Below are 22,229 nucleotides of genomic sequence, written 5' to 3' on the forward strand. Positions count from 1 at the left end.
CTGTTGCGGCAACAACTGACCACCCCGATGGAAGCCCTGGTTGGGGCTATCCATCGGAGCTGAATTGCAATGGTTCAGTTGCCGCGTTGCTCCTTGGTCAGAAGCTTGAGCCATCCCTCGACTTCGGCGCTCAACTTGCCCGTTCCCGCGAATTTTAGCGTGGGCGCCAGCATGCCACGCTCGACGATCGGCAAGGGCAGCACGCCCTGTCCGCCCATGCCGTTATGCGCGGTGATCTGACCGTCCTTCGAATCCGCGAGCAGAATGCGGCCTACGACTTCGAGCTTATCCATGTCGATAACGATCAAGTCATTGGCGAATTTGCTCGCCACATAGGCGTAATAGCCGCCCCCCTTCTTATGTCCGAAGTTGACGCCGTGGCAGCCTGCTTCGCAGGGCAGGCTTTTCACTACCTTGTCGGTCTTCACGTCGACAATCGTGACTGTGGCGCTCAATGTGTTCGCCGTGACGACGTATTTGCCGTCCGGGCTGACCGGGGTCTGGATCGGAAGCAGGCCATAGGCCTCGCCCTTGTGCGCGCCGCTGATCGGATCGTAATCGGCAGCGAGGTCGATGTCCTTGACCTTCTTCTTGTTGTCAATGTCGATAACCGTCAATGAGGAGAGCATGGCGGGGGGCGTGCCGAGCAGATTGGCGGCATAGCCCTTATGGTTCATGTCGCTCCAGATCGCGATCGGGATAACGCCGCCGGTTGGAATTTCCGTCGCTGTCTCGGTCGCGAGATCAACGACGGTAACGCTTCCCGCCAGCGCGTTCGGCGTCATCATATATTTGCCGTCGTCGGTGAGGTGATGGCCGTGCGGGCCGGAATGCGGGCCGACATTAATGTTGCCCATCGCCGAAGGGAATTCGCCAGGCGACAGTTTCGCCACGCGGTCCTCGCCATTGATGGCGACATAGAGCATGCCGTTTACCGGGCTCGTCATCACATGAGACGGATTTTGTCCAACGACCTGCGTGTTAAGAACCCTTCCGCTCTCGCGGTCGAAGGTGGTCAGCCGTTTGTCGAACCATTCCGTCTGATAAATGTATTTATATGTCGGATCGGGCCACATATTGTGAGGGTTGTTCATATTCTGCTCGACGCCCTTGACTTTTTTCTTGAGCGTCCAATCCGCCGCGTCGATTTGCGTCGCCGTTCCGAACTTCGTCTTGCCGCTCACCCCTTCAAACTGCGTGTTGACCCAGACCTCGCCGACGCCGGGCGTCTTGGGCGTCAGCAGCGTGTTCGGCGCCGAAAGGCTGAGCGCGCTCAGATTGATCTGCGCGCCGCCGAGATTGAGTCCGAGATCGGGAAGCTTCACCTCCCACTTCGGCTGCCGATAGTCGCGCCATAGCGCCGGCGTCGTGGCGACGAAGAAGGTGCGGAGCAGCTTCTTGGCGATGTCGCTTGTCGTCGGAACTTTGGCGCCGGTCACGAGCTGCAATTCGCCGCCGATGTCCAGCCCTTCCGTCTTCGGATCGTCGACGACAACGGCGCCGAACATGTAGGGATGGACCTTGCAAGTGAAGACATAGAGCCCCGGTTTGTCGAAGGTCTGCGTAACGCTGGCGTTCGACGGCTTCTCCTGATCGACCGGGAATTTGTCCGCGCCAGGCTGCCAGGCAAGACTGGTGATGGTGTGATCCGTATTGGTGTCCGTCATCTTGATGAGCACCGCCTCGCCAGGCTTCACCACAACGAGCGAGCCGCCGCTCTTGGGATCCTTGAACCATTTGCCGGGCTCGTCGGTCATCTCCAGCACGGCCGACGGTAGGACCCCGGGGCGGCTGATGATGACGTCGTCAGATTTCGCGGCGTCTTTCGCTTGCGAAGCCAGCGGCGCGGCCAGCGAGGTCGTCGCCACGGCCAACGTCAGAAACGATACGCGGTTCATGTTCGTTGCACGGTTCATGCCCTTAACTCCCGTTTTTGTTATTGATCATTCGATGACGCGGAAATCCCCCATCATTCCGGACTGCATGTGTTGGATGACGTGACAATGGTAGTGCCAATCGCCGGGGCCGACGCCCTCGCCGGCTTTCACGATGAACGAGGTGCGGCCGATTGGGCCAATGTTGACGGTGTCGACGCCGGCGGTTGTTCCGGGCTCGATCCAGCGATGCGCATGGAGGTGGAAAGTATGGAACGCGGTGCCAATGCCGATGACGTGGAAGCGGACTTTTTCACCCATGCGCGCCCCGACGGTCGGATTAGTCCACAACGGAATTTCCTTGCCGCCCTCGATGATATGATTGAGCTCCTGGCCCCAGAAAGTTGTTTCGTGCATCCACAGGATGAACTCTCGCTTGATGTCCGAGAGATCGACGTCAACGACTTTGCCGTCGATGAGCGCAGGAACCTTCCCGCTCGCTGGATTGATGATGAGCGTACCGAACAGCCCCTTGTCCTCGGCTCCGAGCATCGGATTGCCAAATGTGTGATCGTGATAGGCCCAAGTACCCGCCGTTCCAGGCGCGGCCGTCCATTTGTATGTGTAAGGTTTGTCTGGGAACGCAGCTTCGTCGGCGACGCCATTTAAGAGCTTCATCGTGCCGTCGCTATCGATCTTGTAGTGCACGCCGTGGACATGGATGCTGACCGGCAACGCCGAGTCGGCGATGCCATGTTGAAGAGTCACCTCGGCGACGTCCCCCTCTTTCATGACGAGCGTGGGTCCAGGGATAGTGGGACCACTCGCATACCGCTCCGTAAGGTCGCTTTCTTTTCCCGTGGAAGATTTGACCTTGTGACTGACCATCTCATAGGCCAGCTGACCCGACGGCATTGCGCTCGCTTTGAGCGTGATCAAATGTTGGTCGGCGGCAGAGGCTTCGCTAGCGGCGAGAAGAGCGCCTGGCCACATGAGCAAAAACGCGAACGAACGTGAAATCCCCAACTGCGCCCAGGTTCTTAGCATCGCATCACACTCCTTCGAGCGGAGAACCGGGGACAATGCCGGCGATCGATTCGATCGCGCGCGCCAACCAGTTCGATCCGATACGACTTAGATGCGACGGAACGCTGAGGTCTTACCTCGAAGGAAAAGTTTTTTCTGCGTTCACGAGTCTCAGAAGGGCGAGATAAACCTCTTCGCACTCGGGGCACTGATGCATATGGTGTTTAACCTCGGGCAATAAGGCTCCGGCGTCCTGACCGGATGCCTCAATGTCGACGTAACGTGGAAGTTCATCAAAATATTCCGTGCACAGCATCTCCTCTCCGCTCTTAGCGGCGAAGACGGTGTCAATGAGGCGGGTAAAGTCTTTGTGTTTCATGTCGGGTTCCGGCACGACTGATTATAAGATGCGTTGAACGGAGGAAGTCTTACCCTCCGAATGGAGATGGGTTCCCGATTTTGGCTCGTCAAACACGGCAATAAGATCTTTGTGCGTCACGCCTTCTTCGAGCAAAGCCTGCTTGAGCCGTTTACGCGCATCGTGGATGAGTTTGTAAAGATTATTCCGATTAGAACCCAACCATTCGGCGACCTCGTCCAAGGGCATCCCCTGAAAAGCGTGAGCGACAAGTGCAGTCCGCTGCAAGGGAGTAAGCTTGGCGCCGATAAGTCGCGCCAGTAGAGTCCACGCTTCGCGCTGCTGTAGACTGCGTTCCGGCCCCGGTTCTTGAATCGGCCAAGCCGGCAAAGTCTGTCCAAGCTGAGCGCGCTCGATCGTAGCTTCTCGCCAGCGACGGCGGCGCAGCTCTCCGAGCACGACTCTGATTGCGATTGAATAAGCCCAAGTCATAAAGCGGCTTTCGCCGCGAAAGTCTCCAAGTTTTGATTGTATAATAAGAATGGCCTCTTGTGCGCAGTCTTCAGCAAGGTGCTGCGCTTCATCTGAACGCATTGATTCTTGCGTGGCGTAGCCTTTCGCCAGATAGGCCCGAATTGCCGCAAGCAGTCGCGCTCGAAGGTCCGCAAGCGTCAACTGTTGATCTCGACCGCCCTCCTGAAGCGCCGTCAGCCACTCCGCATTGGATCGTTGCATAATTTCCATCACGGCTCAGGCGAAATTAACGCGGGTGCGGAACAAACGCGTACCGCAGGCAAATGTAGCAACACTTGAGGGAAATGCCATCCTCATGAACGGCTAGCATTTTTTGCATCGCAACTAAGTCTCTGATCGGCTGGGGGGCAGGTAAAGCCGCTAAACGATGCCCGGCGCCGACGATAACGTCCCTGGAATTACGATCGAAGCGGCGCGTAATGCGGCGGCAGCGTGCCGCCAGCGACGTCGCGCGCTTTGCCGACACCTCGTTTTGTTCGTAATGCAGCCTATTGATAGCGTGAGGCGGGAGGAAAATCTGCGACCCCACGCTTGATCCCATATGGAACGCCCCTTTGTCGACGGCGCCTCGCGCTCCATCGACCGCTTAACTCGAGGTGCCCGAGCAACGTTCGGCAGTGCGAGGGCGCTCCTTGGACGATGCGAATGATCCGGAAGACAGGGCTTTTCTTCTGTTGAATCTGGATAGGTTCGAAGCGCCCGCCGGTCTGCGTTCAAGGCGGGGATGCATTGAGAAAGCCGCCGTGCGCTGTGCGCGCAGCTTAGCTGGCGCGACAACAGACGCTCGCGCGTGGCGCCACAGGGCGAACCGGGCGGTCAGATTCGTCGAGAGATATGCTCGCAAGGATCGGCACTCCTCGTGCCGGATGCTTGGGCATGCCGCCTAAAGGGGCCGCCATCCCCGCACGCGCGATTATCCACCAATTCATTCGTTGCTGCGACATGCAAATCGCTCGATGCGGTAGCAGCAGCGATGCAAGGGTGACGCGATTGCGCGTGTGAGTGAAGGTCGAGGCTGAGAACGGATTGCCTTTTCCGCGTAATTGGCGATCCTAAGTGGAGCCACAAATGCTCGCTTCCGCAATAGCGTGAGCGAGGCTTGCGGTGCTCCGAAATCGATACCGAAGTATTCATCCTCATCGCACGGCGTTGGTCGAACGAACGCTCACTTGGCTCAATCGCTGCTGACGGCTCGCCGAATTTTGAGTCCGACTCTAAGTAAGATTTCGTCTTCTCATCACCTCTAAGAGGCGTCGCGCATTCAGCACGATGGGCGATCTCCGAGCGTTGAATAGAAATCCAAACACTAGGAACCAATGGCATGAACCACGTTTTTTACCTACTTGCGCTCGCCACTTTCCTACTCACGCCTCCGCTGGCGGCAAACGCCATTGAACTACCTTGGCGATCCGACGACGTGTTCATCAGCCGCCCGGGGGTTCCGCCTTCCGCAAATCAAGTGAACGGAACTGGCGCGAAAAGTGTTGAAAATGGCGGAATGCAAGTCGGCGTGTTTCGGTGCGGAGAGCTTGTCGGGGATGATGCACAAAATAGCGCCGCAGAAACACAAGATGAAAGCAACCGCACTTCTGGAGCCGATTTATATGTCTGGGCGAAGAATCCCTTTGCGCAAATGATCGTGCTATCTTTGCTTTTCGCCTTTCTAGGCCTCATCATTGACATTGCAGCGATGCCGCCCTTCCAAGGGTTGATGCCCCAAGAAGCGCTCTCAAACTACAGGACTACGTGGAGAGCGATCATGATCGTAGCCATACTTGGAGGAGCGCTACTGTTGCCTGTGACAACCAATATCATACGGTATTCGATGACTCGTCTGGACCACCGAGACGTTCCGCAAGGCACCATGTGAGGCATTCAGCGTTATGCCGATAATAGTCGGTAATTGAGATTTTTTGCATCCAACGACCCACGCGGCTTTCTGCTCTGGGACCGTTAAATTACGTGGGATGTTGATCGCACAGAAGATCGCGTCGGCGACGGGCCGTTGGGCGGATACCAACGACCACCATTTTGGAAGTGGCGTATGCCGGGGATATAGCCAAGGAAATCGAAGCTTTCGCGTCGGGCGTCTTTCAGAGAAGTTTTCACGTCGTTGATCGGCAACCCGAGTTTCGTCATCACCGCGGTCGTCCAGGCCAGAGCCTCGTCCGTATGTCCGCAGCTGAGGAGTAAGCGTGATCGGACGACCGCCTACGGTGCTGCATGTGGAGTTGGTTAGGTGTCCACCATCGAAGAGGTGGACACCAGATGACGTCCCTCCGAGAAGGGTCAAGGGCTACCTTCCCAAATGCGCTAGCGCCACGGTCGCTGTACCTCAGATAGCTGCCGACTTACGGCGTGAACCGCTCCGGCGTCGGCGATGACGATCCCACGCTGATCGAGCCGGCGGTCGCCGCTTGAAAGGCAGGTTCCGCCGCTCGCTAGTGGTGCCGGTCATTCTGACACCGCTATCAGGCGACCAGCAAAAACGCCGTTAGCCGCCGTCGCCGTCGCCTTGTGCGCGGAATTAACAAGCATAACAAAGCCGATCACGAACGCTGCGGTCGCCATTGTGCGACGACATCGCGCAGGTACGCGATTGCACATTCGAGCGTGAAGAGCCGATTGTAGTGGACCTCGGGGATGTTGACCCCCAGTCGATCGTGAAGGGCGACGACAAGATTGGCGAAATCCATCGAATCGAGGTCGAAGACCTCGCGAAGATCATCTTGATCGCGCGCCGACGCGAGATCAGCTTCTGGCGCGATTTCGCCGATCAGCTCCAAAATGAGCGCTCTGATTTCGGCGTCGCTCATAGTTTATCCGGCTCCTGCAAGAGACGCGCGACCCCGGCGAGATACAGGCCGCCGATGTGGCCATCCGTCACCCTGTGATCGGCCGCGAGACTCACAGTGACGAGCGGACGACCCTCGATGCGTCCGCCGACGACCCAGGGTCGCTTGACGACGCGGCCAAATCCAACAATTGCGACTTGGGGAGGATAGATAATCCCTGTCACAGACTCAGCCCCGCGATCTCCGACGTTGGTGACGGTGATGGTGGGCGAAGTAAGCTCGGAGCTGCGTAAATGCCCGCGGCGCGCGCGTTCGACAAGGTCGCGCATCGACTCCATCAATTCGGCAAGCGATTTCTTGTCCGCGTCGCGAATGGCCGGCGCGATCAGCCCGCCGCCGCGCAACGAAACCGCCCATCCAACGTGAATGTTGGAAGAAGGCGAGAAAACTCCGTTCTCATAGGCGCCGTTCAGCCGCGGCTGCTCACGCAAGGCGAGCGCCGCTGCTTTGAGGAAGAGCACGGCCGGCAAAATGCGTTCAATTGGCGGCTTGTCCGCATTGAAGCGTTCGATCCAGGTCAAAGCCGCGTTCACTTCGACCGTTTCCGTAAGGTAATAGTGTGGAATTTCCCGCTTGGAACGGCTCATCGCAGCTGCGATCGCTTTGCGCATCTGGGAAAGATCAAGGCCTCGTTTCGCCGCCGTCCGAATTGGCGTAGTCCCGGCCGTCTCAACATCGACAAGCCGGATCGAGCCTTCTACGCCGCTTCCCTTCGCAATGGTTGCGATATTGATGTTTAACGCCGCCGCGCGTCGTCGTGCTGCCGGCGTAATCTTCCGTCTTCCGATGGGCGATTCCACGATGCCGGCGCTCGGTGACGGGGCTTCGCGCGGCGCAAGGGGCGGCGGCGCGGTTACAGCGGGTTCGGCGGCGGGCGAGGGCGCGACTCGTTCTGCGCCGTCGATCTGCGCGAGCACCGTCCCGACCGGAACGCATTCGCCCACCGGAACCAGAATATTTGAGAGGACGCCCGTCTGGAAGACTTCTACCTCGATCGCGCCTTTTTGGGTCTCCACGACCGCGATCACGTCGCCGGACTTAACTCGATCGCCGGGCTTTACGAGCCATTCGACGAGCGTGCCGGTCTCCATATCGGCGCCGAGGGCGGGCATCCTAAATTCGCTCATGTTGGACGAACAAGTTCGCGCGCCGTGGCGACGATCGTTGCCGTCTGCGGTAGGCAAGCGTCTTCGAGGTGAGCCGCGTAGGGAATGGGGATCTCTCGTGAGCATACACGCCGTATCGGCGCGTCGAGTTCGAAGAACGCTTGTTCCGCAATGCGCACGCCGATTTCCGCGGAGATCGAACCGCTACGCCAGCCTTCGTCGATGATGACGCAGCGCCGGGTCCTCGAGACCGAGTCGATAATCATCTTGGTGTCGAGAGGTCTGAGCACGCGCAGATCGATCACCTCGGCCTCGATGCCCTCGGCAGCCAGCTCTTGCGCCGCTTGCAACGTCTTGAACAAGCTGCCGCCATAAGTGATCAGGCTAACGTCCCGGCCGTCGCGGCGCGTTCTCGCCTGAGAAATGTCGACTTCCATCACGTCGAGAGGAAGATCGCCCTCCATGTTGTAGAGCATCACGTGTTCGAAAATAATCACCGGATTGGGGTCAGCGAGAGCGCCCTTCAGCATGAAGCGCGCATCCTCGACGGTCGCCGGCGTCAGAACGCGTAAACCGGGGATATGCGCGTACCAGCCCTCGAGGCTGCGCGAATGCTGAGCTGCGACGCGTCGCCCTCCGCCCGTCGCCATGCGAATGACGAGCGGGATCGCGAACTGGCCGCCCGACATATGTGGTATGGTGACGGCGTTGTTGAGAATCTGATCGAGCGCCAGCAGGCTGAAATTGACTGTCATGATTTCGACGATCGGCCGCATGCCCGCCATGGCCGCGCCGACGCCCGCGCCTACGAAGGCGCTTTCAGAGAGCGGCGTGTCGCGAACGCGTTCCTCTCCAAATTCTTCTATAAGCCCCTTCGTCACGGCGTAGCAGCCGCCATAGCGGCCAATATCTTCTCCCATTAAGAAGATGCGCGGATCGGAGAGCAGCGCCTCGCGAAGCGCCTGCTTGCAAGCCTCACGATAGGTCATGCGCGTGGCGGCGGGGTTCGGGTTCGACGCATTCACGAGGGTATCGCCTCCATCGTGACGAAGCGCTCCAGTTCGGAGACGGGTTCAAGACCGCCAGCTTCCGCGAAAGCAACCGCCGCCGCGATTTCCTTTTCGACCTCTGCTTCAATCGTCGCAAGCTCTTCAGGCTTGATTAATCGATTGGCTTCCAACCAGGTCTGAAAGCGGACGATCGGCCCCTTCTTCCGCCATTCCTCCACCTCGTCCTTCGATCTGTAGAGCTGCGCGTCAAACATGGAATGCGCGCGAAAGCGATAGGTCTGACATTCGAGGAAATAGGGATCACTCTCGCTGCGAACCCTGTCAACGGCGTTTCGCGCTGCGCTTTCGACCGCGACGACGTCCGTGCCGTCCACTTTCTCTCCCGCGAGTCGATAGCCCGAGGCTTTATGCACGAAATCTACGTCGGCCTCCGCGCGGGCCACCGCCATGCCCATCGAATAGAGATTGTTCTCACAGACGAAGAGAATGGGCAGGCGCCAGAGTTTGGCGAGATTGAGCGTTTCATGGAAGTCGCCTTCGTCCACCGCTCCTTCGCCGAAAAAACAGGCCGTGACGGCGGATCGTCCTTGCATCTTGTCGGCGAGCGCCACGCCGAGCGCCAGCGGCAAGCCGCCGCCGACAATGGCGTTGCCGCCATAGAATCGACGCGCACGATCAAAGAAATGCATTGAACCGCCACGGCCGCGGCAGCACCCGTTGACCCTGCCCATCATCTCGGCCATCAGGCACTTGGGATCAACTCCGCGGGCGAGCGCCTGTCCATGTTCCCGGTAGGTCGCGATAACGGCGTCATCCGTTGTCAGCGCCTCCATCACGCCGACTGAGACCGCCTCCTCGCCGTCGTAGAGGTGAAGAAAACCAAGAATTTTTTGCGCTTGATAGAGTTCGACGCACTTCGCCTCGAAACGCCTGATACGGATCATGGCTCTCAGGAGATGCAATAAATGCGCGTGATCGAGATGAACCTTGCTGGTCATCGCTCATCGCTCTCGAGAGTCGAAAGATCGCCTTCGGGCAGGCCGAGTTCGCGGGCCTTGAGCAGACGTCGCATGATCTTGCCGCTACGGGTCTTCGGGAGATTGGCGCGGAATTCGATATCTTTTGGCGCGACGGCGGCGCCGAGTCTCTTGCGAGCATGCCCAAGCAGCGCCTTTCGCATGGCTTCGTCCGCGACGAAGCCGAGCTTCAAGGCGACGAAAGCTTTGACGATTTCGCCTGCGATTGGATCCGGTTTGCCGATGACGGCAGCTTCGGAGACGGCCGGGTGCTCCATAAGCGCGCTTTCGACTTCAAAGGGACCTATAAGATGGCCGGACGATTTGATCACGTCATCGGCGCGTCCCACGAACCAATAATAGCCGTCGGCGTCGCAGCGCGCCAGATCGCCCGTGAGATACCATCCATCAACGAAACACTTTTGATAGCGCGCTTCCTCATGAAGATAGCCGCGCATCATTGACGGCCAGCCGCTTCTCAGGGCGAGTTCGCCTTCTTCGCCAGATGCTGCGACGACTTCGACGCCGCCATCCGCTTTCCGCCTGACGATCGTCGCTTCCACCCCCGGCAATGGCCGCCCCATCGAGCCGGGCTTGATGTCCATGGAGGGGAAATTAGCGATCATAATGCCGCCCGTTTCGGTCTGCCACCAGTTATCATGGAACGGCAGGCCGAAGGACTCTGCGCCCCACACGACCGCCTCCGCGTTCAACGGCTCTCCAACGCTGGCCGCGAAACGTAACGCGGTAAGATCGTAGTTCTTCACGGCGTCGGCGCCGAGCTTCATCATCATGCGGATGGCCGTGGGCGCCGTATACCAGACACTAACCCTTTCCTTCTCAAGCACGCCATACCAAGTCGGGGCGTCAAATTCCGCCTCCACGACGATATTGGTCACGCCATGCGTCAGCGGCGCGATCACGCCATAGCTCGTTCCAGTTACCCAGCCAGGGTCCGCCGTGCACCAAAAGCGATCGTCGTCGTGAAGATCCAGAGCATAGAGTCCCGTCGCGTAATGCGTGACGACCGCTTCGTGCACATGTATGACGCCCTTGGGGCGGCCGGTCGTTCCGCTGGTGAAGTGTAGCAGCGCGGGCTCTTGCGGATCAGTGGGCGCTATCTCGAAGACGTCCGACGCCGCTTGCGTGAGTCCCAGCCAGGAATGGGCGCCTTCGACCTCCTCGCCGTCAATGAGGATGACATGTTCAAGCCCCGGCAACCTGTCGCGCACTCCCTCAACTTTGCGTCTATACAGCGCGTCGGTCGTAACAAGGACGCGCGCGTCGCCGATTTCCATGCGGGTCACGATCGGCTCTGGTCCAAAAGCCGAGAACAACGGCGAAACGACGCATTTCACCTTCAACGCGCCGAGGATGGACACGTAGAGCTCCGGGATGCGGCCCAGCAGAACGAAAACGTTGTCGCCCGAATTGAGACCGAGGGACCGCAATGCATTCGCGAAGCGATTGGTGGCAAGCGCCAGTTCGCGATAGCTGTAGTCGCGATGTTCTCCACTCTTGCCTATCCACCGAAGGGCGACTCGGTCCGCTCGTGAGCAGCAGGCGTGTCGGTCCACCGCCTCATGGGCGATATTAAGGCCCCTTCCCCGCGGCAGGCCACTCAAGCCCTTGCGCGCCGCCTCCCAGGTGAACGTCGCCCGCGCCGTCTCATAGTCGGCAAGGTTAGGCGGAACTACAAGAGAACCCGGATCCTTGTGGATCGTCGCGTAACGGAGGGAGTTGTCAGGGGCGCGCATTCGATGATTTCTGCAGGCCTCTGCCGCAAAATTCACGGCGTCTTGTGGGCCCCCTTTTTCACATAGGAGATCGCGAACTCAGCTTATTTGACGACCGCTTTACGGGCAAGTTCGTTCGAACGGATCTCACATGTGAGGGCTTCCCTCGAAGCAGGCAAAGCGGAAGCGTGACTGGGATTCCGATGCGTGATGCGTTCAGTTCCGCCGGCACATCCGAAGCATGGTCCGGCCGCCGTGCCTCTGACGCTTGCCGTCGTGTTCCTCATCATGCTGGAGACCGGCCGCTTCTTCGACCGCATTACGCTCGGCGCCCTCATCCTGGCGCTCGGCCTTCTCGTTGACGACGCCATCATCGCCATCGAAGTGATGGTGGTGAAAATGGAAGAGGGCATGGACCGCATCAAGGCGGCGGCCTATGCGAAGCTGCTCGACACGCTGTCGAAGCAGGGCGGCGTGATCGGCGCCATCTTTCTGAAGGCGCAGAACGAGATACAGGATCCCGCCAAGCTCAAACGGCTCGTCGGCCTAATCGATAGCGAGACCTGGCTCGGTCTTCCGGTCGACGTCAAGGGCGACATTTACGAAGGGCTCCTTGCCCGCAACGCCGAGGACGTAAAATCAGGCTCCGGTCAGTACTTTACGCCGAGACCTCTGATCGAGGCCATGGTGAAGGTCGTCGATCCGGAACCGCGTCAAACCATTCATGACCCAGCCTGCGGCACGGCGGGCTTTCTGCTCGCCGCCTGGGAACACATGAAGAAGCACCCTAAAGCGCGCGATCGCGCCGTCTATTCGGCGCTGAAGAACAAATTCTCTGGAATCGACATCGTACCGGAGGTCGTTCGCCTCGCGGCGATGAAATCTCTACTTACATGGCATCACCGGCGTCGATTCCATTGTTGAAGCCAAAGATGCGCTGCTCGGCGCAGGCAGCATAAGCTATGACGTGATCCTCACCAACCCGCCATTCGGGAAGAAGCAGAGCTACCGGATCGTCCGTCCCGATGGCGAGATCGACACAGAGCGCGAAGACTATGACCGGCAGGACTTCTTCGTCACAACCTCGAACAAGCAACTGAACTTCCTCCAGCACATCATGTCGGCGCTGGCGCCGGAAGGCGAAGCGGCCGTCGCTTTGCCGGACAATGTGCTGTTCGAGGGCGGCGCCGGTGAAACGATCAGGCGGAGGCTTCTGCGGAACTTCGAGTTTCACACGCTGCTGCGCCTGCCGACCGGCATCTTCTACAAGCAGGGCGTCAAGGCGAATGTGCTCTTCTTCGACAAGAAGCCGCCCTCCGAAGAAGCCGCCACGAAGGAGCTGTGGATTTACGATCTGAGAACCAACCAGCGCTTCACGTTGAAGGAGCGCCCGATGGTGAGGGCCGATCTCGATGACTTCGTCGCCTGCTATCGCTCGGGCCGGCGCTTTGAGCGCGCTGAAAGCGAGAAGTTCCGCCGCTTCACGCTTGATGCGTTGCTCAGCCGCGACAAAGTCAATCTTGATCAATTTTGGCTAAAAGATAACGCGCTCGACGATCCCGATCTCCTGCCGCCACCCGACGAAGTCGCCGCGGAAATCGTCGAAAGCCTTGCCGCCGCGCTAGAGAGGTTTCGGGGCGTGGCCACCGAATTAGGGGATCGGTGAGGAGCATCCTTGGTTGGCGCCAGCGGCGGCGTTAGACGCCCAAAATCTCGAACCAAGCAAGCAGGAGCGCGAACAAACTCGACACCGTCAAGAGCGCTTTCTCTTTTTTGATTTTTTGATTGATGATTATCGGCCCGCAGATCGTGGAACGCCGATTCTGCGCAGTGTGCGTCGGGCATGCGCGCAAACGATCTTTTTCGCGCAGTTTGGTTGAGGTGAGAGAAGAAAAAAGACAGCTCAGGGCGCGCGTCTGTTCCTTCTTCATGGACTGTTTGGGCGGCGTCGCCTTCACAGTAAAGTTGCATGGTGCCGCGGATCGCGAACTGAATTTAGCGGCGCGGAACGCCGTCTATTAACGAGCGCGAAACCTGTCGAGGTTGACGTATGCAAGTCGTGCTTGGGATTGATGCCGCTTGGACGCTGTCGCAGCCGAGTGGCATCGCTCTGGCAATTAATCAGGGAGCGGATTGGCAGCTAAAGGCGTTGTCGCCGTCGTATCAAGCCTTCCACGCGCTCGCAGCCGGAGAGCCTTGGTGCGAACGTCGCCCGTGCGGTTCACGGCTAGACGCATCCGAGTTGATTGCATCGTCGTTGACGTTGGCAGGCTGGCCGGTCGATCTCGTCGCAATCGACATGCCCTTGGCCCATGAACCGATCACAGCGCGGCGGGCCGCCGATAATGCCGTGTCCAGAGCTTATGGGGCTCGCAAATGCGGGACTCACTCACCAAGCGCCTTGCGACCCGGATTGATGAGCGACCGACTCAAAGGGGAGTTTGCGCTCGCCGGATACCCGCTGCAAACAACCTCGATTTCACCTCCAGGACTCATTGAGGTCTATCCTCATCCAGCTCTTGTGGAACTCGCCAAAGCGCAAGAGCGACTCCCTTATAAAGCCTGTAAGCTTCGCACCTATTGGCCAGCAGCCGACGCCGCCACGCGAAAGGTTTACCTCTTTCAACAATGGGAGCGGATCGCAACGCTTCTTGACGGCCAGATCAAGGGCGTCAGCAGTGCTCTGCCGCAGCTGCCTCCCGACGCGCGCGGCATTGAGATCAAGGCCTATGAAGACATGCTGGATGCAGTCGTTTGTGCCTGGGTCGCTATCTGTGCGTTGGAAGGGCGCGCCAAGCCGTTTGGAGATGAATGTTCCGCGATCTGGATTCCTGGCAGCTCATGTTCTGATTAAGTTGCCGAGCCTTTAGCCTGCGGCGGGTCGTCCTTCACGGTGAACGGCGTCGCGCTCGCCTATGTCTATTTCGAGAAAGATCTGAGCCGACGGGGCCGCCAATAGCCTGTCGGGCGTGATGCCAAGACCATCTCGCGGGTGATCACACAAGCGGTTGAGGTCGCGCGGTTCAGGCGGTTTTTTCGCTAATCTGGGCCATGGACCACAGTCTTGCATTTTGAGCAGATGATGCGCGTTTCTTTGGAATGCTTTTCACCAGGAACCACTTCAAATCCAGGGGTGCAAAAAAAGACTATTCGCCCGGTATCGCCTGTCTCATAGGGATGGTCTTCCTCTGAGAACGCAGCCGTTCCTCACATCCGAGGCATTGAATACCAGATGTCCATCGTTCGCGATGTGCCATGCCTCAATATGCACGGGGCGGAACGAGAATGCCAGGACGCGCATGCCTCAATCAAAGGTTGGGGACGTTTTCTCCTGCCCCTCCTCCGCACAAAAAAGCAGACGCGCCGCACAGCGGGCTTAGGCATTTTCGCTCAGTTTCATTGCGAAAAGCCGCCGCCGCCAATTGCCGACGGCTCCTACGCCGATGCGACGTCGAGCGCAGACCAACAGAGAGGGAGGAGCGGAACGGCTTTAGGCGGTGTTGCGGACCATGGGCTTTATCTTGAAGGGAACGGATTGGCTCAGCGCGACTGTCGAAGTTTAATCGAGACGGAGCGTTCTGCGCCATGCACTATGCACCGGCTCTCTCATTCTCTCATTCTCCTTCTTTCCTCGAAAATCTCTCTGAGAGCGACTCTTGGTGTAAAGAGAAAAATAGTAATAATTATATATATATAAATATATTGATTCTTATAGAGATCGTTCTGCCCCGCGAGCTGCACCACGATCTGCGCCAACCGCATTTTTCTGGCGACGAACGGAGCACGACGTAACGTCAAGCTGAACCTTTCGTCGAACGGTTGGCGCATTACGCCGGTGCAGAACGTGAAGGGCTTTCACGGGCGCGTCTCGCCCACCCGTGAAAACCCCCTTGGGCGGCCGCCTCACGCTTCCGGCGCGCGCGTCGCCTTGAGCCATGTTTTCGTCGGGCCGCCGTTCTTTGGCGTTTCGTCGAACGTCATTATCAGCCCCGAGGCGAGCAATATTTGAAGCGTCGTTTCATAGGCGTTCAAACCGTCGAGCCCTCTGCGAACCGATCGATAAAGCTCAACGCGTCCGATCTTGCCGTCGGGGCTGTTGCGAATGCGCTGTAGAAGCTTGTCCTGCATGTCGGCGATCTTGCTGTCCGGGAGGTGCGTATCGAAACCGCCCGTCATGTCGTGGAACGAAGCTTCCGCCAGCGAAATGCCGAGCCGCATATGGCGCGGATGCACGACAGGCCGCTCCGGGTCTTCCGATATGGCGAGAATCGTCGCGAGTTTGATGGCGTTGTGCGCGAGGCGCGGGCCGAGCGTTTCCCTTCGATTGTCGGCGTCGATCTTCAATCGCTGCTCGTTGCGATATGATTTGTAGAGGGCCTGCGCTCCCGCGCCCCACGGCACGGCATAGGCGTCTTGCGTCGACGCGGCGGCCTGCGTCTCTTCATCGTTATCGTCCGACTTCGGCTTGCGCCTGCGGAACCGCTTCGGGTCCGGTGCGCCCGGCCGGTCGGCGAGCTGGCGCAGACGTCTCGCCAGTTCTTGCGGCGGATCGTTGACGTCGCCTTCATTCTCATTGAACGGCGCAAGCCCTTCCGGCGCGAAGATTCCGAGAAAGCGATTCAGCATGCCGTCGGCGACTTGCTTGCCGCTGATGGCGTCGAAGAACTGCGCTGGCGTCGCGGCGCAAAGCAGCGCCAGAAACGGATCGTCGAGCGTGAGATGCTCGCGCGACGCCGCCGCCGGCAGGGAGATTTGGCCGCCGCTCCACATGATCTTGTAGACGGCGCCGATTTTCTGCGCGTGCGACGAAGCGTTCGGCGCGTTGTTGGCGGCGAGGACGTCGCCAAACTCGTCGATCACCATCACCGTCACTGGATGCTTATAACAATGCAGCAAGATGCCGACGTCCGAATTGCCGCCGCTCGGTCCGAGCGTTTCGCGCAGGCCGGCCTTGACGAGCAGGTTCTTCACGGCGGCCTGCGGCGCGTCCTTGCCGTTTGCCGTCTTGGCGATCATCAGCAAATAGAGATTGAGCGCCGACATCGTCGGCGTCAGCAAGTGCCGCGCCGCCGCAGCGCTGACGACGGTGAGCGCCGCCGCCACGGCGAATCGTGGTTGCGGAACTTGCGCGACATTGAGTACCCAATTGGCGATGTCGGATACTAGGCCCGGCAACTTTAGAATCCTCTCCGCGTAGTCCGACGATTCGATCTTTTCGCCGTCGTCGCCTTCGCTCGTCGTTGGGCCATCATTCTTCGATGCGCTGTCGTTCTCCGACTCGTCGGGCGATTGTTCTCCGCTCGCCGAGCCAAGAGTTTCGCCGGTCTCCTTATCGACGAGATTGCCGTCTTGTTCGAATACCTCGCGGGCTTCGAAATACCGCGACGCGCTGAATCCGTTCGCCAGCGTTTCGATTGGCGCTCGCATTCCGGCTTCAATGCCGCTGCGCAGCGTCGCTGCGAATTCGTTCGGATCGCCGTCCCAATCGTCGCTGACGGGCAGGAGTCCGTTGGTGATGCACGCGTGCTCCAATTCGCCTTCGACTTCGGCGCGGTCGATCCAACCGCTGTCGATCATTCGCCCCATGCGATAGGCGACGCTGTTGAGCACGCTGTTCTCTTGCCTTCCCGTGTCGCCGCCAATTCAGCGGCGTTTTCTGTCAGCGCCTTCGCCGCGTAGGCTTTCTCGCGCGCCCCGACAAAGCCCTTGGGCTGCGGCGTTTCGCTCTTCGGCTGCTTGGGCGTTTTGCGCGTCGTCAGTATCTCGACGAGCCAATCGGGAACCGGCGGAATCGCGCCGGCCTTGAACGCTTCGAGAAGATGCGCCGAGCCTTCACGCGTTTTCCACTTTTTGCGGTTTGGCAGCATCGCCCCCGGCGCGATCGTGTAGCCGTTCACGCGCACATTGATGGCGTCGGGCAGGCTGCCTTCCGAGTTGCTGAGCGCGTCGCCTTCCGGCTTTTTGAAATAGATGTGCTCGCCGTCGCCGCTTGTCGCCACGACAGGCTGCGCGCCGTCATTCCAATCGTGTTCGAAGCAAAGAAAATCCCACGCCGCGACGCCGTCCGCCGCGCCAGGATGCCGATCGGGATCGATGACGACGAGCCCGGCCTTGCGCAAATCGATCGCCGGCAACGCGTCGGGCCATTTATCCCACCATTTGTCGATAACGGCCGCGTCGGTCGTCGAGCGTTTCTGCCATTCCTTGATGCGAGGAACCTTCACGAGCGGCCCGGAGCCATGGCAAGGCAAGACCGCTACGCCCGCATGCGCCCATGCGAGCGCAGTCGCGCGATTGTGCGCGGCGATCTGCTCTGGCGTTATGCGCGGCGGCGCCTTATGTTCTTTACCGTTGACGTTCGCAGTGGACGTCGCATTCGAATGATGATTCTGGCGGTGCGCCCGGCTCAGCGCGCCGACACTTTTTTGCGGTGTCGTCATCGAGGATGACTTTCCAAATTGCGGTGAAGGTCTTCATAGCGGGAGAGCCTTTTCAAATTCGAGGGATTCGAGACATTCAAGCAGTAGGGCTCGTTGCGTTTCGCCGCGCCCGGCGCAGCTATCTCATCGGCGTTTTTCCTTCCCTGCGTGATGCGCGAGTCGTCATGGCGCGAAATATTTCGATTGGGCGTGCGGCTCGATGATGTGGAAGCTGACGGCTCCTTTCGCGGCGAGCGTCGCCTCGTCGACGCCGGCGACGAAAGCCTCCGCCTCTTCAATTGAGTCGAATTGGCGCTTCTCTTCCTCGACGTCGCATGGATCAGCGCCATGCCAAGAAACGAGCAGCACGATCTTTCCGTCGACTTCGGTGTAGGTGAAGGGACGCTCGGGCGGGCCGGCAAACAGCGTCGGCGCCTTTGCCGGAAGTTCGAAGACGCTCCTTCCGAAAAGCGGTTCGGCTTTGTGATCGCTCATTTTGATTTTTTCCTTTCCTTCGGTTTTCGCGGTCTATGAGGCTTTCCGCATAGCGGCGTCGGCATATAGGCGGGCGCGCGCGATCAGCTCGCCCGAGTCGAGAAACGTCAGGCTCCCGCGCCGGCCGTTGTCGCCCTTGGCGATCAAATCAAAATCCGCATGGGCTGCGTTTTCGTCGTCGAGCGGAAATTTCGCGACTTCAAGCAGCGCGAAGCGCCGTGTTCGGACTCCCGGCCGGAGTTGACGAACGACGGCGAAGTTCGCCGATCCGGCCGGCAGCTCGTGCTGCGCTGGATCGAAGCCGAGCGCTTCCATCTCGCCGGCAAAAGCCCGACGAATGCGATGCGTCCGGCCGGGATGACGTTCGAACCAATATCGATCGTCGCTTTTCCAGAGCATGTCGACTTCCGCTAGGCGCGGTTCGTCGACATCTTCATGAGAGCCCGCCGCCCCCGGCGGGCTTTTTCTTTTCGTCATTTCGCGTGCTCCTTCGGCAGTTCGATGTGGCCGCGCAACAGCGTCAGGACGGCGTCGAGCTTCGATTCGACGCGCGCGACGCGCTCGCGCTGCGCCAGCGCTTCATCGCGGAAGGCGTGCAGCCGGTCCTGATAGGCGCGCTGATGCGGGTGCTTGGACGTCGCAGTTGCTTGCTTCACTTTCGTCGTCATCGGTTCCGATCCTCCTGTCCGTTTCAGTTCAGGGTGAAGCTATTCCTTCGGGCGGCGACTTCAAGCGCAACCCGTTGATGTTGTTGCATCTTTGGTTGACGAGCGCTCAGCTTGAGAACGTCAAAAGCGCCGCGATCTCAAAGGCGGCGTGCTTGAGCGCGGCGGCGTGAAAATATTTTCGGGCGAACGGCTGAAACAGGATGGCGCGTGGCGGGGCTGCGCGCAGCGCTGAGGGCGGTTGGGCGGCGCGGCCGTCCGCGTGGCAGTCCCGACGGTTTCATCATCAGCGCGCGGCAACCAAACGCGCCCGCTTCACCGTCGCAACTCTCGCTTGCTTTGGAGAAGCGCGAGGGCGCTGCCGGCTACGCTTTCTGATTTGGGGTGAAACGCAACAACGGACCTCCGCTACCATGAACTACGTTTAGGCTGCTATTTCAATACTTTATTCAAGTATTCTCCTACGATGCGGCGCGACATTACGCTGCGAAACCGCTACCACATTCGCGCGATATCGAAAGTTAGGCGCAAGACGGCGCGTTCATTATATGACCTGCCACGGACACAAACGGATCCAGCAACGGCGCGTCATCATTCGCGCCACGAGCGGGTCAGATTGAGCACCAATCGATCTCTTCTCGAAAGGCGAGAAACGCTACTGGTCAGCTCCGCGATGACGAGGAAGTCATTGTCGTGAGGCCGGCGGGCAGCGCAGGCATTCAAGCAGACAAAATGCTGCGAGCCGCCATCACCTTTTTTGGCGGCGGACTTTCTTTTCAATCGAGATTGAGGCGGGCTCCGGACTGGCCTCAGGCAGTTTTCGCTGTATGTGCGTTTGGCCCCATTGATACAGCTCCCGCAGCAACGGCTCTAATGTCCTGCCGAGATCGGACAGAGAGTATTCCACCTTGGGAGGCACCTCGGCGAAAACCTTACGCAGGATCATGCCGTCGGCTTCGAGTTCGCGTAGCTGAAGGGTCAGCATCCTCTGCGTAACATTCGGCATAAGCCTGCGAAGTTCATTGAAACGCCTTGTGCCATCGAGAAGGCGAAAGAGAATCGTCGCCTTCCATTTGCTTCCCATGACGTCCAGCGCCGCTTCGAGAGGGCAGCATGTGTAGGTTTGATGTCGCTGTTTCCTCATGCCGGCTCCAATGGTATCAAAACAGACACTATCGCTATTATTAGTGCCTACTTGCACAAATTGCAATTACCTGTGGATATTGCTCCATCGACGCTAAACCGAAGGAGCAGCGACATGCCACTCGTCAACATCAAGGGAATCGGCGGCTATCTGACGTCCGATCAGAAGAAGGAACTCATCTCGAAGGTGACGGAGGCTGTTCTGGCCGTGGAAGGCGAGGGCCTGAGGGATGTGACCTGGGTCATCGTCGAGGACGTGGCCCCCGGCGCCTGGGGGGTCGGCGGCCGGCCCATGACGGACGCCGATCTTCGTCGTCTGGCGAATCGTTAATCGGGGAGAGAACTCAATGAGGAACACATATCGAATCAAGGACCTCCCCTTCCTCACGATCGAGACGGCGACGGGAAAAGCCCGGAACCTGCTCGAATCCGCCAAAAGACAAATGGGGTTCACGCCAAAAATGTACGGCGCCATGGCCAATGAGCCGGCGCTATACGAAGCCTATTCCTCCGGCTATGCGGCCTTTCGTCAGGAATGCGGATTCACTCCCGTCGAGCAAGAGGTGATCTTTCTCGTCATCAGCCGCTGGAACGAATGCCACTACTGCATGGCGGCGCACAGCTTTGTCGCCGACAAGATGTCGAAGGTTCCGCCCGCAGTGACAGACGCCATCCGCGACGGCCGGCCAATTCCAAACGTCAAGTTGGGGGCGCTCGCTGAGTTCACGCGGATCATGCTCGAAAAGCGAGGGCGTCCAAACGAGGCCGAGGCACAAACATTTTTCTCTGCGGGATACAGCGAGAGAAATATTCTCGGAATCATCCTCGCCATCAGCGTCAAGACGATCAGCAATTATGCGAACCACGTCTTTTACACGCCGGTCGACGAGATCTTTCAGAGCCGCGTCTGGCCGTCGGCGGCGTGACCGCACTGAATGGCCTTGCCTTTTCGGCAGGGCCATTCAGAAGGCCGGAAGGTCGTTCACTTGCCTGCTGCACCTTCAGTCCTCTGAGGGACAACGCCATCGAAAGGGTAAAGGCCAACGAGTTCAGTCGGGGGGAACGGCAGTAGCGAACCTCCGCTACCATCTTTCCCCCCAAAAATATTGTTCGATCATCGACTGTTTTTCCTCATCTGTGAAATACTCCTGCTTGTTCAGCGCCATGAGCGGCGTGAGACGGATTCCGATCTTCAGGGGCAGCTGCTCTTCGCGCGTCACGGGACTTTTGGTCGTAGGTTCGAGGACCACTTTCGACAGAAGCGCCGCGAACAGTGCGCGGCCTTCCGCAGAAAACCGAGCGTCGTCCAACGCAAAATCCTCGAACTCGGCGCACTCCCGTCGCGGTTCAAGCCGACCGCAATGGCGCGCGGCGATTTTTTCGCCACATTCGGAAAAGATGCGCCAAACGATCTCCGCCGCCTCGGCGACAATTTCAAGCTCGCCAATTTACCGGGCGTTGGCCGATAGCAATAGCCGCACCCACCAGCGCTGCGGCCCCCCGCGCACGACGCCCGCCATGCCAGGCCTGATTTTCTTGACCCCATCTTCGCGGAAGAACTGGCAAACGAGACCACGCGGCCGATGTCGACAGTGTCGGCGACTCCCTCATGCACGCTGATAATTTTGACGTCGATGAACGATAGTTGTTTGTGAATGCTGGCGAGGTCTGCCATATCGCGCGCGAGACGATCGAGCGCCTCGACGATGACTACGTTAAAACGCCCCAGCGTTCGCCGCTTCAAGCAGCGCCGCCAGCCCGTCGCGGCCTATCCTTGATGCGCAGAGCGAGCTTTGTCGGCGTATTCGGCGACGACTTCGCGCTTATCGACAGTCGCCGTCATCAGCATGAGCCGCCGTGGCGCATAGTGCACAGGTTTCAATTCAGCACGTTCCGGCGTGTCGCGTAAGATCTAGGCCGGACCGCTCAGTCCACCCTGATGTTGCTTTTCGCAAACGACCTTCTCCACATCATTGCGCGGCCTGCTGCACG

At 59.0% G+C, this 22,229-nt stretch carries 24 protein-coding genes and 1 pseudogene; 7 read left to right on the forward strand and 18 right to left on the reverse strand.

The window, feature by feature from the left end; genetic code table 11:
- Nucleotides 1-74: 74 nt before the first annotated feature.
- From AC0X69_RS08455 to AC0X69_RS08470, 4 genes are all read right to left on the reverse strand, one after another.
- Nucleotides 75-1,916, reverse strand: a complete 1,842-nt coding sequence (locus tag AC0X69_RS08455; protein ID WP_482613010.1) for a hypothetical protein — start codon at nt 1,914-1,916, stop codon at nt 75-77.
- Between the two features lie 27 nt (nt 1,917-1,943).
- Nucleotides 1,944-2,789, reverse strand: coding sequence for a multicopper oxidase domain-containing protein (locus tag AC0X69_RS08460; protein WP_482613011.1), 846 nt, complete (start codon nt 2,787-2,789; stop codon nt 1,944-1,946).
- Nucleotides 2,790-3,033: 244 nt separating this feature from the next.
- Nucleotides 3,034-3,279: an anti-sigma factor gene (locus AC0X69_RS08465; protein ID WP_109026897.1), complete on the reverse strand. Its 246-nt coding sequence runs from the start codon at nt 3,277-3,279 to the stop codon at nt 3,034-3,036.
- 21 nt (nt 3,280-3,300) lie between these two features.
- Nucleotides 3,301-4,002 (reverse strand): RNA polymerase sigma factor, encoded by a 702-nt coding sequence (locus AC0X69_RS08470; protein WP_482613012.1) that lies wholly within the window; start codon nt 4,000-4,002, stop codon nt 3,301-3,303.
- A gap of 1,111 nt (nt 4,003-5,113) precedes the next feature.
- Between AC0X69_RS08470 and AC0X69_RS08475 the strand changes: the two genes are divergently transcribed.
- Nucleotides 5,114-5,662: a hypothetical protein gene (locus tag AC0X69_RS08475; protein WP_482613013.1), complete on the forward strand. Its 549-nt coding sequence runs from the start codon at nt 5,114-5,116 to the stop codon at nt 5,660-5,662.
- A gap of 679 nt (nt 5,663-6,341) precedes the next feature.
- Here the strand turns inward: AC0X69_RS08475 and AC0X69_RS08480 are convergent.
- From AC0X69_RS08480 to acsA, 5 genes are read right to left on the reverse strand one after another with little or no spacing between them, the layout of a single operon-like run.
- The gene (locus AC0X69_RS08480; protein ID WP_482613014.1) at nt 6,342-6,608 is read right to left on the reverse strand and encodes an acyl carrier protein; all 267 of its coding nucleotides are present in this window, start codon (nt 6,606-6,608) and stop codon (nt 6,342-6,344) included.
- A complete protein-coding gene (locus tag AC0X69_RS08485; protein WP_482613015.1) occupies nt 6,605-7,759 on the reverse strand; it encodes a dihydrolipoamide acetyltransferase family protein in 1,155 nt (384 codons plus the stop codon). Before AC0X69_RS08485 ends, AC0X69_RS08480 begins: the two co-directional genes overlap by 4 nt.
- An 11-nt stretch (nt 7,760-7,770) precedes the next feature.
- Nucleotides 7,771-8,778 (reverse strand): alpha-ketoacid dehydrogenase subunit beta, encoded by a 1,008-nt coding sequence (locus AC0X69_RS08490; protein WP_482613016.1) that lies wholly within the window; start codon nt 8,776-8,778, stop codon nt 7,771-7,773.
- Nucleotides 8,775-9,761, reverse strand: coding sequence for a pyruvate dehydrogenase (acetyl-transferring) E1 component subunit alpha (pdhA, locus tag AC0X69_RS08495; protein WP_482613017.1), 987 nt, complete (start codon nt 9,759-9,761; stop codon nt 8,775-8,777). The genes AC0X69_RS08490 and pdhA overlap by 4 nt, the downstream gene beginning before the upstream one ends.
- Nucleotides 9,758-11,536 (reverse strand): acetate--CoA ligase, encoded by a 1,779-nt coding sequence (gene acsA / locus AC0X69_RS08500; protein WP_482613018.1) that lies wholly within the window; start codon nt 11,534-11,536, stop codon nt 9,758-9,760. Before acsA ends, pdhA begins: the two co-directional genes overlap by 4 nt.
- 231 nt (nt 11,537-11,767) lie before the next feature.
- Here acsA and AC0X69_RS08505 point away from each other — a divergent pair.
- The 3 genes and pseudogenes from AC0X69_RS08505 to AC0X69_RS08515 all read left to right on the forward strand — a co-directional run.
- Nucleotides 11,768-11,956 (forward strand): annotated as a pseudogene (locus AC0X69_RS08505) (efflux RND transporter permease subunit); the annotation flags it as partial.
- A 33-nt stretch (nt 11,957-11,989) separates the two neighbouring features.
- Complete coding sequence (locus AC0X69_RS08510; RefSeq protein ID WP_482613333.1) at nt 11,990-12,439, forward strand: HsdM family class I SAM-dependent methyltransferase; 450 nt, start codon at nt 11,990-11,992, stop codon at nt 12,437-12,439.
- A 13-nt stretch (nt 12,440-12,452) separates the two neighbouring features.
- Nucleotides 12,453-13,181, forward strand: a complete 729-nt coding sequence (locus AC0X69_RS08515; RefSeq protein WP_482613334.1) for an HsdM family class I SAM-dependent methyltransferase — start codon at nt 12,453-12,455, stop codon at nt 13,179-13,181.
- 31 nt (nt 13,182-13,212) lie between these two features.
- Here the strand turns inward: AC0X69_RS08515 and AC0X69_RS08520 are convergent, their stop codons facing one another.
- Nucleotides 13,213-13,446, reverse strand: coding sequence for a hypothetical protein (locus AC0X69_RS08520; protein ID WP_482613019.1), 234 nt, complete (start codon nt 13,444-13,446; stop codon nt 13,213-13,215).
- Nucleotides 13,447-13,565: 119 nt separating this feature from the next.
- Here AC0X69_RS08520 and AC0X69_RS08525 point away from each other — a divergent pair, with 119 nt between their 5' ends.
- Nucleotides 13,566-14,369, forward strand: a complete 804-nt coding sequence (locus tag AC0X69_RS08525) for a DUF429 domain-containing protein (RefSeq protein ID WP_482613020.1) — start codon at nt 13,566-13,568, stop codon at nt 14,367-14,369.
- 1,049 nt (nt 14,370-15,418) lie between these two features.
- On the opposite strand, the gene AC0X69_RS08530 is transcribed toward AC0X69_RS08525, so the two are convergent.
- From AC0X69_RS08530 to AC0X69_RS08555, 6 genes are all read right to left on the reverse strand, one after another.
- On the reverse strand, nt 15,419-17,125 hold the full coding sequence (locus AC0X69_RS08530) for a DUF3987 domain-containing protein (RefSeq protein ID WP_482613021.1): 1,707 nt from the start codon (nt 17,123-17,125) through the stop codon (nt 15,419-15,421).
- Complete coding sequence (locus AC0X69_RS08535; protein ID WP_482613022.1) at nt 17,089-17,955, reverse strand: bifunctional DNA primase/polymerase; 867 nt, start codon at nt 17,953-17,955, stop codon at nt 17,089-17,091. The genes AC0X69_RS08530 and AC0X69_RS08535 overlap by 37 nt, the downstream gene beginning before the upstream one ends.
- A gap of 162 nt (nt 17,956-18,117) precedes the next feature.
- Nucleotides 18,118-18,429 carry a hypothetical protein gene (locus AC0X69_RS08540; protein ID WP_482613023.1) on the reverse strand — a complete coding sequence of 104 codons (312 nt, stop codon included), beginning with the start codon at nt 18,427-18,429 and terminating at the stop codon, nt 18,118-18,120.
- Nucleotides 18,430-18,462: 33 nt separating this feature from the next.
- Nucleotides 18,463-18,906, reverse strand: a complete 444-nt coding sequence (locus AC0X69_RS08545; protein WP_482613024.1) for a hypothetical protein — start codon at nt 18,904-18,906, stop codon at nt 18,463-18,465.
- Nucleotides 18,903-19,097, reverse strand: coding sequence for a hypothetical protein (locus AC0X69_RS08550; protein WP_482613025.1), 195 nt, complete (start codon nt 19,095-19,097; stop codon nt 18,903-18,905). Before AC0X69_RS08550 ends, AC0X69_RS08545 begins: the two co-directional genes overlap by 4 nt.
- Before the next feature lie 745 nt (nt 19,098-19,842).
- Nucleotides 19,843-20,238 carry a winged helix-turn-helix transcriptional regulator gene (locus AC0X69_RS08555; RefSeq protein WP_482613026.1) on the reverse strand — a complete coding sequence of 132 codons (396 nt, stop codon included), beginning with the start codon at nt 20,236-20,238 and terminating at the stop codon, nt 19,843-19,845.
- A 114-nt stretch (nt 20,239-20,352) separates the two neighbouring features.
- Here AC0X69_RS08555 and AC0X69_RS08560 point away from each other — a divergent pair, with 114 nt between their 5' ends.
- A complete protein-coding gene (locus AC0X69_RS08560) occupies nt 20,353-20,568 on the forward strand; it encodes a tautomerase family protein (RefSeq protein ID WP_482613027.1) in 216 nt (71 codons plus the stop codon).
- Nucleotides 20,569-20,584: 16 nt separating this feature from the next.
- Nucleotides 20,585-21,163, forward strand: a complete 579-nt coding sequence (locus AC0X69_RS08565) for a carboxymuconolactone decarboxylase family protein (RefSeq protein WP_482613028.1) — start codon at nt 20,585-20,587, stop codon at nt 21,161-21,163.
- Between the two features lie 156 nt (nt 21,164-21,319).
- Here AC0X69_RS08565 and AC0X69_RS08570 read toward each other — a convergent pair whose 3' ends face one another.
- Together AC0X69_RS08570 and AC0X69_RS08575 are read right to left on the reverse strand one after the other, a co-directional pair.
- On the reverse strand, nt 21,320-21,547 hold the full coding sequence (locus AC0X69_RS08570) for a hypothetical protein (RefSeq protein WP_482613468.1): 228 nt from the start codon (nt 21,545-21,547) through the stop codon (nt 21,320-21,322).
- On the reverse strand, nt 21,454-21,981 hold the full coding sequence (locus AC0X69_RS08575) for a recombinase family protein (RefSeq protein WP_482613029.1): 528 nt from the start codon (nt 21,979-21,981) through the stop codon (nt 21,454-21,456). The genes AC0X69_RS08570 and AC0X69_RS08575 overlap by 94 nt, the downstream gene beginning before the upstream one ends.
- Nucleotides 21,982-22,229: the final 248 nt, after the last annotated feature.

This window comes from Methylocystis sp. Uni0008 (genome assembly GCF_056838045.1).